This is a genomic window from Dokdonella sp., assembly GCF_039926425.1.
Taxonomy (GTDB): Bacteria; Pseudomonadota; Gammaproteobacteria; order Xanthomonadales; family Rhodanobacteraceae; genus Dokdonella_A.
Genome location: NZ_JBDSWZ010000259.1, coordinates 1 through 14,838 on the forward strand (window position 1 = coordinate 1; position 14,838 = coordinate 14,838).

The window sequence follows — 14,838 nt, forward strand, 5'->3', positions numbered from 1 at the left end:
GCATTGGCGACAGCTGAGGATCGTCGCTGGGGATCGTGCGCAGGTCGATGCGACCGCCGACGCCCGAATCGTTGAGGATCTCGGGAATCGCGTTCGACAGACCACCGGCGCCGACATCGTGCACCGACACGATCGGATTGGCATCGCCGCGAGCCCAGCACGCATCGATGACTTCCTGGCAGCGCCGTTCCATTTCCGGGTTGTCGCGCTGCACCGACGCGAAATCCAGCTGCTCGGAACTGGCGCCGGCCGCCATCGACGATGCAGCGCCGCCGCCGAGACCGATCAGCATCGCCGGACCACCGAGGACGATCACCGCGTCGCCTTCCTGCAGCGTTCGCTTGTCGACGTCGGTTGCGCGCAGATTCGCCAGCCCGCCCGCGATCATGATCGGTTTGTCGTACCCGCTGCGCACACCGCGCGCGCCGCCTTCCTGTTCGAATGTCCGGAAATAGCCGCCGAGACAAGGGCGTCCGAATTCGTTGTTGAATGCGGCGCCACCAAGTGGGCCATCCCGCATGATCTCGAATGCGCTCGCGAAGCGCGGCGGCAATGGACGCTCGCTTTCCCACGGGCGAGCGAGACCCGGAATACGCAGGTGCGAAACGGTGAAGCCCACCAGCCCCGCCTTGGGCTTTCCGCCGCGACCGGTCGCGCCTTCGTCGCGGATCTCGCCACCGGAGCCGGTCGCGGCTCCAGGATACGGAGAGATTGCCGTTGGATGGTTGTGCGTCTCGACCTTGATGGCGTATGGCACGTCCTCGATGTGCGAGCCGAACCTGCCGTCCGCCGCGTCGGCGAAGAAACGCGCCGCCGGATGGCCGGCGATGACAGCGGCATTGTCGTGATACGCCGACAGCGTATGCGCCGGAGAAACCTGGTGCGTATTGCGGATCATCGCGAACAGCGAGCGTGGCTGCGCGGCGCCATCGATCGTGAACGATGCATTGAACACCTTGTGGCGACAATGCTCGGAATTGGCCTGGGCGAACATCATCAGCTCGGCGTCCGACGGATCGCGCATCAGCTCACCGTAGCTCTCGGCCAGGTACGCGATTTCGTCCGCAGCGAGCGCGAGACCCAGACGCAGATTCGCCGCTTCAAGCGCAGCGACCGCGTCGTTGCCGAGTTCGATCCGTTCGAGCTGCAACGGAACACCGGCATCGAACAGGTGCGCGATATCGGCGATCGAGTCGACCAGCGACTGGGTCATCGGATCATGCAACGTGGCGGTGACCTGGTCGCGCGCGGCGCTCCCGACCGCTGGCATGCCGTCAATGTCGAGTGCAAGCCCGCGTTCGATCCGGCGCACCGGAAAACCGCAGCCGACGAGAATGTCGGTCGCCTTGCTCGACCAGGGTGAGCGTGTCCCCAGACGGGGAACGACCCAGAGAGTCGCGGCGCCTGCAGCGCGGGGGTGTGCTTCGACGACATCGCACAGCTTCGGCAGGTCAAGCGACGCGTCCTGCTCGGCGTCGACGAAGTACACGTGATGCGACGCGCGAAGAATCACGCCGGGCGCAATGGCTGCCAGCGCGTGATTCAACCGATCGATTCGGAATGCGGATAACGCGGAGCGGCCGTCGAGGGCGATCATGGCGCGGGCGGCGTCGAGGACAGCCTTGCATGATAGCGGATGCGCGCCGGCGTCGTCCCTACCCGGCCGTCGCCAGACATTCGTCCCCCGTAAACGACGACGCCCGGCATGTGCCGGGCGTCGGTTTCAGCACGATTGACGTCGCTCAGTTCGCGGCGAGGCCAGCCTTTTCCAACGCCTGCAGCTTGGCCAGAAGCTGGTCGGGCGGAAGATAGCCTCCCAGCTTGGTGCCGTCGGGCGCGAAGATCGTCGGGGTTCCGTCAACGCCCACTTGCGAGCCGAGCGCGAATTCCTCGGCCACCGGGTTGTCGCACTTCAACGGCGCGGGAGTCGCTCCACCCTTCGCTGCGGTGAACGCGGCGTTGCGATCCTTCGCACACCAGACCGACACGGCCTTGTCGTACGAAGGAGTGCCGACGCCCGAGCGCGGGAAAAAGAGGTAATCCACTTCGATTCCGGCCTGGTTGTATGCGCTCATCTGCGAATGCAGCTTGCGGCAATAACCGCAATCGATGTCGGTGAATACCGCGACGGTGTATTTCGGTTTGCCCGACGGCGCGAACACGATGCGCTTGGAGGCGGGCACTGCGTCGACGCGCTTCTTCGCTTCGCCTGCGAAGCGTGCCGCGGTAAGGTCGCGTTTCGACGGGCTGTCGAACAACGTTCCCTGCAACAGGTACTTGCCGTCGTCACTGACATAGACGATCTGGTGGCCGACGATCACCTGCCGATAGCCGGGCAGCGGAGCAGGTTCGATCACGTCGATCTTCGCCTGCGGAACGAGTTCCTGCAGCGTCTTGCGGGCCGCCGCATCGCTTGCGGGCTCTGCCGCGTACGCGCACGAGAGAAAAAGGCCCGAACACAGAACAGAGAGAGTGCGGAGTTTCATCGTGCGTATCCTCAGTTTTTCGCGGAGCTGGCCGCGGCCAGACGATCGAGTTCGGCGGCAAGCAGGTCAGGCGACATGGCAATCTGTGACGAGATCTGGCTACCGTCATCGGCAAGCATCGTCGGCGTTCCGCCGATACCGAGCGACTGGGCAAGCTGCATCAGCTCTGGCACGGGGTTGGGGCACGTCGCCTTGCCGGGATCCTGCCCGGACATCGCCGCAGTGAACGCGCTCGTGCGATCCTTCGAGCACCAGACCGCTTCGGCCTTCTTGTCGGCGCCCGGATGGATCGAAAGCGGATAAAAGAGGTAATCGACAGCAATTCCCTTCGCGTTGTACTGCGCGACCTGCTCGTGGAAGCGGCGGCAGAACGGACAATCGACATCGGTGAACACCGTCACCGTGTGCTTCGTCGCGATCGGCGCCTTGGGCGGGAAGATGATGCGCTTGTCCGGCCCGATCTTCGCCAGCGCAGTCCGGCGCACCTTGGCGCGCGCGATGTTCGTCAGATCCACCTTGTTGGTGGCATCGAACGCGCTTCCGACCAGAACGTAGCGGCCGTCCTTGCTCACATAGACGAATTCGCCGCCGACGATTGCCTCGTAGAATCCGGGAACCTGCGATTCCTGTGCCGCATCCACCTTCAGTTGCGGTGTGATGTTGGCCATCGCCTTGCGGACGATCTCCTCCGGCGTCGCAGCCAGCGCATTGCCGGCCAGCAGCAGTCCGAGAACGATCAAAAGAAGACGCATGATGAACCTCATTTGCAGATATCGATGGAGAGAACGGGCGATAGCACCGAATCTTTCGGCACGAAGCGATGCGCAAGGAGGCTATGGACCGCGCCTGGCTGCTTTTCGTTCCCTGAACGGGTTGGCGATTGTCTCACGCAGCCGGGGAGCGCGAAAGTCACGTGCTCCTGATCATGTCTGCGCGGATGTTTTTCAACCGTGCCGTCACCGGACATCCTCATGGGCGAAAGCCGTTTCACGGCCGATCCGCATGCCTCGCCTGGTGCCTCTTTCGGCGCAACTAGCCTCTCGGATGATGCTGCTGATGCAGTCGCTTCAGGCCTTCCTTCGCGACCAGCGTATAAATCTGTGTGGTCGACAGCGACGTGTGGCCGAGCATGAGTTGAAGGGCGCGCAGGTCGGCACCGTGATTGAGCAGATGCGTGGCGAACGAATGGCGCAGCACATGCGGCGAGATCCGCGCCGGCGCGATCCCGGCGGCGAGCGCATGTTTCTTCACCAGTACCCAGAACATCTGGCGGGTCATCGCGGCGCGGCGGTTGCTGACGAACAGCGCATCGCTGCGCCCTCCCTTCAGTAGAACCGGGCGCGCCTCGCCGATATAGCTCGTCAACCAGTGAGCGGCTTCGTCGCCGAGCGGAACCAGACGCTCCTTGCCGCCCTTGCCCACCACGCGCAGCACGCCCTGGCGAAGATTCACCTGGCTGGCCGTGATGCCGACCAGCTCGCTCACGCGCAAGCCCGTTGCGTACATCAGTTCCAGCATTGCGCGATCGCGCGAACCGAGCGGCGTGCTGGACGGCGCGCGCAGGAGTGCGTCGATCTCCGATTCGGAGAGCGCCTTGGGCAAGCTTCTCGGCAACTTCGGCGCGTCGATCAGCAGAGTGGGATCTACAGCGAGGCGTCCGTCGCGGACCAGCATGCGATAGAAATGCCGCAGGCACGACAACAGCCGCGCATTCGAACGCGCCTTGTAACCGCGCCCGGTTGCTCCTCCGGACGTACTGCGCTCGCCGAGAAACAACTGCAGCTCAGTGCGCCCGCAATCGGAAAGGGAACGCGCGCGCGCGCCGAGCCAGCGCGAGAATCCTTCGAGGTCAAGCCGATAACTGGCCAGCGTATTGTCGGCCAGTCCAAGTTCCGACCATGCGCGCTCGAGGAAAAAAGCAATGCGTTCGGCATCGTCCGGCGCAATACCTGCCGCCGTGTCCGGCACGGACCCATCCGACGGTTCGCGACGACCGGGTCGATCTGGCAAACGTGTCGCGCTTTCCATTCGTCCTCCCTCTGTCGCTCGCACTCTTGCGCAGAGGAGCCTAAACCGGGACCCTGATGGTTGCCAATGAAATGGAATCCGATGAACGCTTCCACGTCCGCTCCGCTGTGGTTGCGGATCGCCGCGGCGGTCTACGACTTGTTCCCGCTGATCGCGCTGTGGATGCTGACGGCCGGTTCGATGTTGCTGCTCGCGCGTGGCGACGTCGATATCGCCCATCCATCGTTCGCGTATAACGCGGCCTTGCGTGGCGCACTGCTGATCGTGACGGCGGCGTACTTCGTCGTGTCGTGGGCGCGCGGCGGACAGACCATCGGCATGCGTGCGTGGCGCTTGCAGGTCGTTGCGAACGACGGTGGCCCCTTGTCGTGGACGCGGGCCGGTCTGCGTTTTTTCGCCGCGTTGCTGTCACTGGCTGCAATCGGCGGCGGATTCCTGTGGAGTCTGTTCGATCAGCGCCGGCGCTGCTGGCACGATATCGTGGCGCGCAGCATGCTGGTTCGCGTTTCCCGCCCTGATTGAAGTGCCCGATCAATGCTGACGGGCGTGAACAGTCCTGCTTGAAGAGCGGGATCGCACAATGCGACCGGAACCGCGTTCGCCTTACGCGGCGATCGCGCGCGCAACCATTCCCTCGATCACGTCGAGATCCGGAATCGTCGCGCGATCGTCGCGCACCAGCACTTCGGCGCGCACGCCGGCGGCGAACTGATGTTCGTCGGACGTTGGAATCAGCAGTTCCGGGGTGATCGTGGTCAACCGCGGGAAGCCCTGCGCCAACAGCGCGATGAACGGCATGCCGGCATTGCCACCGAGAGCCTTCAGCACCGCGACGCGCGCATTGCTGCGACTTTCGTCTTCGAGCTTGCCGGTGAGCATCGGGAACGAAAACAGCGGAAGACGCCAGCCACGCCAGGCCAGGCGACCAAGCAACCACGCCGGCGCACCTTCCACAGCCTCCGGCTTCGTGTAGCTGATCACTTCGGCGACGGTGGCGTTCGGCAGCAACAGGCGCCCTTCCGTTACAGGCACCATCACGCCGCGGATTTCGCGCGGTAATTCAGCCATCTCGATTTCCCCGCCTGTTCAACCGTTGAGTGGTGCGTATCATTCTGTGCAGATGTGCCGACTGGATCGCGCGTCGCGTCAGCGATCCGATGCCTTACGGTTTCGTTTGAAGCAATTTTTCGGCCAATTCCTGTGGCGAGCCGAGGAAACTCACGACGCCGGTCTCGCAGACACCGTCGATCATCGAGCTGACCACGCAGGTATCGGGTCGCTGCGCGTAAACGAGCCCGCCCTGCTCGGCGAGATAGCGACACCCGTCGGCCGAGTCGCTGGACATGCCGGAAAAGATGATCGCTCCGGCTTGCGCGCCGAACGCGTCTGCCATGTCGTGCAACACGCGGTCGATCGACGGACTGAACGCGCTGGATCCGGTATTGCGCTCGAGAACCACGACGCCTTCGGCGTCGATCAGCAGACGGTGGGAATTCGGAACGACCACGATGTCACCGTGGGCGACCCTCTCGCCGTGTGCCGGCGTCCGCACCGTCAATTTGGTCGCTTGCATGAGCTGGTTGGTCATCATGCCGACGAACTCATCGCCCAGATGCTGTGCCAGCACGAAGAGCGAAGGGAAGTCGCGCGGAATCCGCGCAAGAAATTCACGCACGGCTTCGGGTCCGCCGATGGAGGCGCCAAGCACCCACACCTGCTGCACCGCCGCCTTCGCAATGACGACGGCATCCGGGTCGAGCCAGTTTTCATGGTCCTCGATGGCAGCGGCCCTCGGCACGACCGCTTCCTCGATTGGGATGAGTTCCAGCGAACTGGAATTTGCCGCGTCGGCGAATTCGATTTCCGCAGCCTCATTTTTCTCCGGCGCCAGATATTCCTCGGCGCGCAGCTTCTCGATTCCGAAATCGGCGCGTCCGGTCGGAGCGGAAAGAGGCAATTCCGAACTGTCAAATTCCAGCGCCCACGACGCTGGCGCGCTGACGACCTGAGGCACGACGGGCTCGGCAGGGTCGAGGGCCGGCGAGACAGGCACCGATGCGTGGGCGTCAAGATCCATGTCCAGATCGAAATCGAGGTCGAGATCGAGATCGCTCGCGTCCGCCGTCAATCCGGCGTCAGCCGGACCATCGGCACCGCCGAGTGTCAGACCTGCTTCATCGAGGTGCACGCCTTCAAGGCCCTGCACAATGGACTCGTCACTTGCGAATTCTCCGGAATCGTCGTCGAAGTCGATCTGGAACGCGTCGCTCAACGGCGGCGGCGGATCCGATTCGCCAAAGCCCGCCGCCGACTGCATCGAGTCGCGCGGGCCCACGCCCGGCATTTCCAGCAACGCGTCGAAATCGATCAGGTCGACTTCGCCGGCCTCGACGTCGCCAACAGACGGCGCGCCTGCTGCCGGCTCGGCGCCGACGCGCGTGGATGTCCACTCGTCCGTTGTCAGCGGAGTGGATTGGACTGTAGCGACATCGGCCGGTGACGCGGAAAACCGTGTCACCCCTTCGTTGGGTGCCGGCGGTGCCGCGATCGGGGTCGTGTACTGCACGGAAGGAGCGGGCACGGGCCGCGCATCCGCGGGACGTGGCGGGTCGACATCGGCTCCAAGAACCTTGGCGGCAAGATGGCGTACCCAGCGTGCGTGATCGAAGCCCGAAAGGTTGTTGGACACTTCGCTCTCGTTGAAAACGACGCGATAGCGGGCATCGTCGAGCAGCTCGTAGACCCCATCCAGATCGGGGTCGTTCTGCGCATCGAGATTCACCACCACCACGCTCGCGCGTGACTGCTCCAGCGCAGCGCGATCGAATTCACTCGCCAGCGCCTCGTAGACAATCGACGCACCGAACGACCGCAGGACATCCCGCATCAGATTGCCGTCTTCGGGCTTCTCGTAGAGGAGCGCAACCGCGACACTCGATTCGTTACTGGACACGTTCGCGCCCCAGCACTTCATTGACCTGCTTGAGCAAATCGTCTTCCTGGTACGGCTTGCCGAGATATCGCTCGACTCCGATTTCCAAAGCGCGCTGGCGATGCTTTTCGCCGGTACGCGACGTGATCATGATGATCGGCACCTTGCGCATGCGCGAATCGTTGCGCATGTAGGTCGCCAGTTCGTAGCCATCCATGCGCGGCATTTCGATGTCCAGCAGCATCAGGTCCGGGACCGTGTCCTGCAACTTCTCGAGCGCGTCGAGTCCATCCTTCGCGGTCACCACGTCGTAATCGGCACGCTCCAGCACGCGCGTGGTGACCTTGCGCATGGTGATCGAATCGTCGACGACCATGACCAGCGGCTTCTGTCGCGTCTCGACGACCGGCTGCGGCACGACGGCCATGTAGGCCGGCATTTCCTCGGTGCTGCCTGCCTCGATCCGCGCACGCAGCGCCGCGAGTCGTCGCACCAGTGGGGCGAGGTCGAGAATGATCACGACCGCGCCGTCGCCCATGATGGTCGCGCCGAAGATGCCCGGCACCGAACTGACCTGCGGACCGACCGATTTGACGACCACTTCGCGCGAGCCCACCACGCCGTCGATCCGCACTGCCGCGCGCTGGTCGCCGGTGCGTGTCATCAGCAGCGGAACCTGCGTCTCCTCGACCACAGCGCGTGCGCGCGGAACGCCGATCAACTGGCTGAGATCGTAGATGGTGTATTCCTCACCACCGTAGTTGTGCTTCGGGTTGCCCTCGGCGATGCGTCGATCGAGATCGTCCTGCGCAATTCGCGCGACGCCCTGCACCGACGACATCGGGATCGCATAACTGCTTTCGCCGAGCTTGACGAGGATCGCCTGCGTCACCGCGAGGGTGAAGGGAAGACGGATCGTGAAATTGACGCCCTTGCCGGGCGTCGAATCGATGACGAGCGAGCCACCGAGCTGCTTGATCTCGTTGTGGACGACGTCCATGCCGACACCGCGTCCGGACAACTGGGTCAGTTCGCGCGCAGTCGAGAATCCGCTCTCGAGAACGAAGCCGTACAGATCCCGATCGGACATCTGTGCTTCGGCCTTGAGGAGGCCGCGCTCGATCGCCTGGCGGCGGATCGCATCGCGGTCCATGCCAGCTCCGTCGTCCGAGACGCGCAGCACCACTTCAGTCGATTCACGACTGACCGCAATGTTGACCGTGCCTTCGGCTGGTTTACCCGCCGCAGTACGCACGTCGGGCGATTCGATTCCGTGCGCAAGCGCGTTGCGCAGCATGTGTTCGAACGGCGCCTTCATGCGTTCGAGCAGGTTGCGATCCATTTCGCCGTGCGCACCGTCGACCTTGAGCTGGGCTCTCTTGCCCAGTTCCTGCGCCGCCTGGCGCAACGTACGACGGAGGTTCGGGACGAGTGAATCGAACGGCACCATGCGCGTGCGCATGAGGCCTTCCTGCAGGTCGGAGTTGACGCGTGACTGCTGCAGGAGCAGCGTTTCAGACTGACGCGTCTGTTCGTCGAGCAGTCCCTGGATGGAGACCAGATCCGAAACCGACTCGCTGAGTGCGCGCGACAGCTGCTGCAACTGCGAAAAACGATCGAGTTCGAGCGGATCGAACGCGCCGATGCCGGTGTCCGTCTGCTCGCGCTGGAATCGCGCGATGATCTGCGCCTCGGTTTCGATCTCGAGCTTGCGCAACTGTTCGCGCAAGCGCGCGACGGTCTGGTCGAATTCGACCAGGTTGAAACGGAACGTCGCGATCTGCTGTTCCAGCCGCGAGCGGTAGATCGACACCTCGCCCGCATAGTTCACCAGCGAGTCGAGCAGATCCGAACGCACGCGGATCATTTCCTGCGGCGCGTGCACGACCTCGACCTGGTCCATCGCGGTCAGGTGACGCGGGGCCGGGCGGCTACCGTCTGGCGCCGCATCTACCACGGCGTCCGCGGACTCGATGTGTTCGACGACGGGTGCCGGTTCCGGCACGCTGTCCAGTGCCGTCGCAACCGGAGCCGGTGGCGCAGCCGCCAGCACATCGCCGGCGATCAGGCTTTCGAAACGCGCAATCGCATTTGCCGGCATGGCAACCGCGCGACGCTGGGCGACGCGTTGCACCAGGCCATGCAAGCGATCGAAGCCGCGCTCGAGCGATTCGACTGCCACGCGGTCGATTGCGAGACGACCGTCGCTGAATGCGTCGATCAGGGATTCCATTGCGTGGCTGAGGTCGCCGACCGGCGCGATGCCCGCCATGCGCGCGCCGCCTTTGAGCGTGTGCAAGTCGCGCTGCAGTTCGCCAATGACCGAACGGTCGTGCGGCGCTTCGCGCAGCCTCGCCACCAGCGAATCAGAATGATCGAGGATGTCGGCACCTTCTTGCACGAAGGTATCGAGCAGGTCGTCGTCGATGTCGCCGATCTGAAGTGGGCCGTCAGGCTGCGGATCGTCGGCGATCGGCGGCGCCTGTTTGCCGGCAAGCAGCGCATTCGCAGGCGCGGTCGTCGTCGACGTTTCGCGATCTTCGACCAGCGGAGACGGAACTGTCGCAGCCTTTGTCATGGGCGCGTCAGTTGACACCTCAGGATCGGTCTCGAACACGAACGACTCGACCGCGTCTTCCTCTTCAGCGCGCACAGCCGAGGATGCATCCGGATCAAGAGTGAATTCGGCCTCGGTCGTCTGCGGTGAACTGCTTTCGATGACGAGGGTCTCGACGACATCTGCATCGACGGTGAGCGATTCGGCATTCGTTTCGAAAAAGCCCAACGCCCGCTCGATCGCTGCGTCCAGATCCTCGGGATGCTCCGATGTGGAAACGTCGGGTGCAGCAGGGTCGTGGCGGGCGATCGGCTCGGCATCCACCGCCGATTGTGCGTCGAAGTCGGCGAACGCTGCCGCCAGGTCCGCCGGCATCGGCGTGTCGAGCCGCGCGTCGGGTGCTGCCGATTCGTGGCCGGATCGACTCACCCAGTCTGCGGTCAGATCACCCTCGGTCAGGACGATGTCCTGTTCCGGGTCAAGGATCGATTGCAGCGGTTCGCCGGGCTGGCCCGGACCCGCGCCGGCATCCTCGCCGACGTACGCGTGCAGAGACGCGTCCGGGAGGCTGTCGCGCAATACGACGAGACGATTCGCCAACGCGGTGGAATCGGGAAGATCAGCCGCTCGGCGTGTCAGCCGCTCCATCACCTCGCGCGTGAGCACGACGGTTTCACTCAGCGCTGCGATCCCGTCCGCCTCCGGCGCGGCACCTGCGCCGCGCACGCGTTTGACGTAGTTTTCCAGTGGCGCCAGCACCTTGCCGATCGACGGAATATCGACCATCGCGATGGCGCCGTTGAGCGTGTGCACCGCGCGCAAAAGCTCCTCGGTGGCGGCGATCGGTTGCGGCGAACACTGCGCCAGGAATTCCTCGATCACGCCCAGGTGCGCTGCGACTTCGCTTTGCAGGATGTCGAACAGCACCGGGTCGACATTCGGCAGCGGACCGGCAACGATTTCCCGTTCGCTGGCCGCCGCGCCGGTCTGGTCGGCAAAACTGGAGACGCTGCCAATGTCGGCGCGGATCGCTGGGAGTTCGCGTTTCGCTGCTGGAATTGGACGGCGCACGATGCGTTTGACCATTCGCGTTGCAGGAGCGTGCTCCGACACCCAGGCGTCTTCCCCGGCGGACAGACGATCCGCCGTGTCCACGATGCCGGCAAGGTTTGCATTCCCCTCAGGCTGTCCGCGAAGGGACGCCAGCAGAACGGGAATGGCATCGATGGCATGCGCGACCAGCGCGACGATGGCCGGCGACGGCGCAATTGCGCGTTCGAGGACTCGGTTGAGCAGGCTCTCCACTTTCCAGCTGAATTCGCCCAACGCGATCGCGCCGACCAGACGACCCGACCCCTTCAGCGTATGGAACGAGCGACGGATCGCCTTGAGGTCGTCGAGATTGGCGGGATCGCGTTTCCACAGGGGAAGCTGTTCGCGCAGATTGACGATCTCGTCCTGCACTTCCTCGATGAACACTTCCCGGATGTCATCGTCGATTTCTTCTCCCGCAGTGTGCTGGAAGCCGATCACCGGCTCGTCAGCTGCAGAAACTTCCTCTTCGACCTCCTCCTCGACTTCGTGCCAGTTCGCGCCTTCTTCCGGGCTCGTGTCGACCAGACGCAATCCGGAAAGATCCTGGCCTTGCGGTTCGGTGGACGGAAGGTCGCCGATCACCAGATCGCCCAGATCATCTCCGGGGAGCAGGTCGATCGACGGCAGTTGCGTCTCGAACTCCACCGGCACATCCGGCAGACGATCGCTCGTCGGGGCGCGCGGCGCCTCGATCAGGAAGTCCTCGTCGACCACGCCGTAGGCAAGATCGGCTGCGGCCTTCCAATCCGTCTCCGTGGCGGGCGTCGGCTGCAGCGACGGCGCCTGTGGGGGCTCAATGGCATTCGCGTGGAGCGGAGCGAAGGTCGCGCCCGAATCCGGCATGGGTCTTGGAGACGGAATGGCTGTCCGCTCCGGTTCCGGCGGGGGCGGCCAATAGCCGAGTGCCGCGAGACTCTCTCGCGCCACGTCGAGGATCTTGTCGCGATTGCGTCGCTGCTCGCGCGTCGCTTCGAGGTAATACTCGATCGCCGCCAGCGCATCGGCGAGCTTGTCCATCTGTTCGGCGGTCGGAATTCGACGGTGCTCGATCAGTTCGATCTCGACGAAGCGGACGATCGCCGTCATGAGCTGCGCGGCATCGGCGAGGCCGAGCATGCGCAACGCACCTGAAATTTCTTCGAGCAGGCGGGGAATCTGACCCACGCGTTCGTGGTTCCACGGCGACTCGATGAATTCGATGACGTCGTGCTTCGCCTGCTGGATGTTCACGGCGGCTTCGCGCATCAGCGCATCGAGAATCTTTCGCACTTCCGCCTGCGGAAGCTCGAGCTGGCTTTCCACACCCGAATCGTCGGCTTCGCTTGTCGCACCCAGTCGATCGATGTGATCATCGAGCGACGATTCGACGTAGAGCAGTGCACCCGCGACATCGAGAAGCGCGCCCTCGTCGATGGGCCGCTGGCGCTGCGCCATCTCGCCGATCACCACACGCTGTTCGCTCACCACCCGTCGCGGAACACCGAGACCGAGCATGCCGAGCGTGTCACCGACGCGATCGAGAATCTCGGCCTGGTTGCCGAGCTCGGCCGCATCCGCATTGCCGCTGCGCAGGAAGATATCGAGCGCTTCCTTGACGCGCAGCAGGTCGTCCTTGATCGCCGCCGAAACGGTGCCGAGAAGATTCTTGTTGCGCCCGGTCATCGACCCTTGCGCGTGCTGCAATTCGGTTGCGGTCGGCAGCAGCGTGTCGAGCTGGTAGCTCTGGCGGATCGCGCTGGCGCGCGCGCCGGTCGCTGTGGAATGCGCGACGTAGTACAGAAGGTTCTTGGTCAGCTCGCGCGGTGGCGACGCCGCGAATCCGATCTCGCCACGGTCGGCGAACCGGTGGATCTCGCGATCGACGCGACCGAACAACAGCTTCACCGCGACGCTGGCTTCCAGTCCGCCGCTCTCGACGGCTTCGATTACGCCACTGGCGATCCACCAAAGGCGACGCGCCTCGGCAACGAACGAAATCGAGCGCAGGCGGTCGAGTACATCGAGGAGTCGACGCAGGTGCTCGGCGGCGCTGGCGTCACGAAACCATTTCAACAACGCCGCCTGATAGGCAAGGCGAAGACGCAGCGACTGGGTGCGCAGCTCATTCGGAGCAAGAGGCTGCGCGCTGCCGGCCGCGGAAGGCGGAAGTACAACGTTGAGGTCGGGCGCGAACAGCGCCGACTCGGTCATCAGGTTTTCGCCGCGGCACGCACGAAGATCGTTGAGCAGCGGCAACAGGACGATTGGAATGTCCTTGTGACCGCTCTGCAGACGCTCGAGGTAATCGGGCAGCTGCACCATGCCGCGCATCAGGACGGAGTAACCCTCCTCGCGCTGGCGGATCGTGTCGGCGACCAGGCCTTCGGCCAGCCGCTCCATGTTTTCCACCACCATCGCCGCGCCGTACAGCTCGACCATGCGCAACGTTCCCTGCACCTGGTGCAGATGCGCAACGCACGCACGCATCGACTCGAGGTGACCGGGCTCTTCGACATAGGCCTCAAGCGAATCACGCGCCTGCGCGAGCGTCGCATCGAGCGCCTGCTTGACCCAGTTGAGGGCGGTGAATTCGCCGTCGTCGTGCAACTTCATGCGACTACCCTCGACTCCAACGGCCGACGTGATCCATGCGGATGGCGCTGGGCGCCGCCGCAACGGAAGAGTTGATGGAATGACACGTGGTCATCGCGCGTCGATTCATCCTGGCAGCTTGAAGTCCGCGACCGAGCGGCGCAGATCCGAAGCGAGCTGCGCCAGATTGCCGATCGACTCGGCCGTCTGGCTCGCGCCGACCGAGGTCTGCGACGTGATTTCCTGAATGACGTTCATCGTTGCCGAGATGTTTGTCGCCGCGGCCGACTGCTGGCGCGCCGACGTCGAGATGCCCTGGATGAGTCCGGCAAGATTGTTCGACACGGTTTCAATCTCGCCAAGCGCGTGACCGGCGTCCTCGGCGAGCCGCGCGCCGGAGACCACTTCGGACGTCGTCTGCTCCATCGAGCTGACGGCCTCGTTGGTATCGGACTGAATCGTCTGCACCAGCGTTTCGATGCGCTTCGTCGCGCCCGATGCGCGTTCCGCCAGTCGTTGCACTTCGTCGGCGACGACCGCGAAACCGCGGCCCGCTTCACCCGCCGACGCAGCCTGGATCGCTGCATTCAAAGCGAGGATGTTGGTCTGCTCGGCAATGTCGTTGATCAGTTCGACGATGGTTCCGATTTCCTGAGAGGACTCGCCGAGGCGCTTGATGCGCTTGGACGTTTCCTGGATCTGGTCGCGGATCGAGTCCATGCCCTGAATCGTCTGGCGCACGACCTGTGCGCCATTCGCGGCGATCTGCACCGAACGCTGCGCCACTTCCGCACTGTCGATCGAGTTCTTCGACACGTTGTCGATCGACGTCGCCATGTCCTTGATCGCGGCGGACGCAGAGGTGATCTGGCGTGCCTGGTGCTGCGCGGCTTCGGCCAGATGCATCGCCGTGCCCTGCGTTTCCTGTGCGGCCGCAGAGACCTGCACGGCCGTTTCGTTGATCGTCGTGACCAGGCTGCGCAACGCTTCGACCGCGAAGTTCACCGAGTCCGCGATCGCACCGGTGATGTCCTCGGTGACAGTCGCCTTCACGGTCAGGTCGCCTTCGGCGAGCGATCCCATCTCGTCGAGGAGACGCAGAATCGCGTCCTGGTTTCGCTGATTGAGTGCGGTCGTCTGCTGGTAGCGACGCTGCTGGTCGCGGAACA

9 protein-coding genes are annotated in these 14,838 nt (G+C 64.0%); 1 reads left to right on the forward strand and 8 read right to left on the reverse strand.

Going from position 1 to position 14,838, the window contains the following annotated elements; translation table 11 throughout:
- The 4 genes from ABIV12_RS14845 to xerD all read right to left on the reverse strand — a co-directional run.
- On the reverse strand, nt 1–1,597 hold a 1,597-nt coding region (locus tag ABIV12_RS14845; protein WP_348060683.1), incomplete at its 3' end, for an AIR synthase-related protein.
- A 145-nt stretch (nt 1,598–1,742) separates the two neighbouring features.
- On the reverse strand, nt 1,743–2,486 hold the full coding sequence (locus ABIV12_RS14850; protein ID WP_348060688.1) for a DsbC family protein: 744 nt from the start codon (nt 2,484–2,486) through the stop codon (nt 1,743–1,745).
- Between the two features lie 11 nt (nt 2,487–2,497).
- The gene (locus ABIV12_RS14855) at nt 2,498–3,238 is read right to left on the reverse strand and encodes a DsbC family protein (protein WP_348060690.1); all 741 of its coding nucleotides are present in this window, start codon (nt 3,236–3,238) and stop codon (nt 2,498–2,500) included.
- A 280-nt stretch (nt 3,239–3,518) separates the two neighbouring features.
- Complete coding sequence (xerD, locus tag ABIV12_RS14860) at nt 3,519–4,454, reverse strand: site-specific tyrosine recombinase XerD (RefSeq protein WP_348060692.1); 936 nt, start codon at nt 4,452–4,454, stop codon at nt 3,519–3,521.
- A 141-nt stretch (nt 4,455–4,595) separates the two neighbouring features.
- Here xerD and ABIV12_RS14865 point away from each other — a divergent pair, with 141 nt between their 5' ends.
- The gene (locus ABIV12_RS14865) at nt 4,596–5,036 is read left to right on the forward strand and encodes an RDD family protein (protein WP_348060694.1); all 441 of its coding nucleotides are present in this window, start codon (nt 4,596–4,598) and stop codon (nt 5,034–5,036) included.
- An 81-nt stretch (nt 5,037–5,117) separates the two neighbouring features.
- On the opposite strand, the gene ABIV12_RS14870 is transcribed toward ABIV12_RS14865, so the two are convergent.
- The 4 genes from ABIV12_RS14870 to ABIV12_RS14885 form a co-directional block, all read right to left on the reverse strand.
- Entirely contained in the window at nt 5,118–5,582 is a 465-nt protein-coding gene (locus ABIV12_RS14870) for a chemotaxis protein CheW (protein WP_348060696.1), read from the reverse strand.
- Between the two features lie 94 nt (nt 5,583–5,676).
- Nucleotides 5,677–7,467: a chemotaxis protein CheB gene (locus tag ABIV12_RS14875; RefSeq protein WP_348060698.1), complete on the reverse strand. Its 1,791-nt coding sequence runs from the start codon at nt 7,465–7,467 to the stop codon at nt 5,677–5,679.
- A complete protein-coding gene (locus ABIV12_RS14880; RefSeq protein WP_348060700.1) occupies nt 7,457–13,690 on the reverse strand; it encodes an Hpt domain-containing protein in 6,234 nt (2,077 codons plus the stop codon). The genes ABIV12_RS14875 and ABIV12_RS14880 overlap by 11 nt, the downstream gene beginning before the upstream one ends.
- Before the next feature lie 105 nt (nt 13,691–13,795).
- The coding region (locus ABIV12_RS14885) for a methyl-accepting chemotaxis protein (protein ID WP_348060702.1) at nt 13,796–14,838 on the reverse strand (1,043 nt) is incomplete at its 5' end.

Bases quoted from the DNA above. Each gene is read 5' to 3' on its own strand.
- ABIV12_RS14865 (WP_348060694.1), top strand. From the start codon at position 4,596: ATGAACGCTTCCACGTCCGCTCCGCTGTGGTTGCGGATCGCCGCGGCG.
- ABIV12_RS14870 (WP_348060696.1), bottom strand. From the start codon at position 5,582: ATGGCTGAATTACCGCGCGAAATCCGCGGCGTGATGGTGCCTGTAACG.
- ABIV12_RS14880 (WP_348060700.1), bottom strand. From the start codon at position 13,690: ATGAAGTTGCACGACGACGGCGAATTCACCGCCCTCAACTGGGTCAAG.
- ABIV12_RS14855 (WP_348060690.1), bottom strand. From the start codon at position 3,238: ATGCGTCTTCTTTTGATCGTTCTCGGACTGCTGCTGGCCGGCAATGCG.
- ABIV12_RS14850 (WP_348060688.1), bottom strand. From the start codon at position 2,486: ATGAAACTCCGCACTCTCTCTGTTCTGTGTTCGGGCCTTTTTCTCTCG.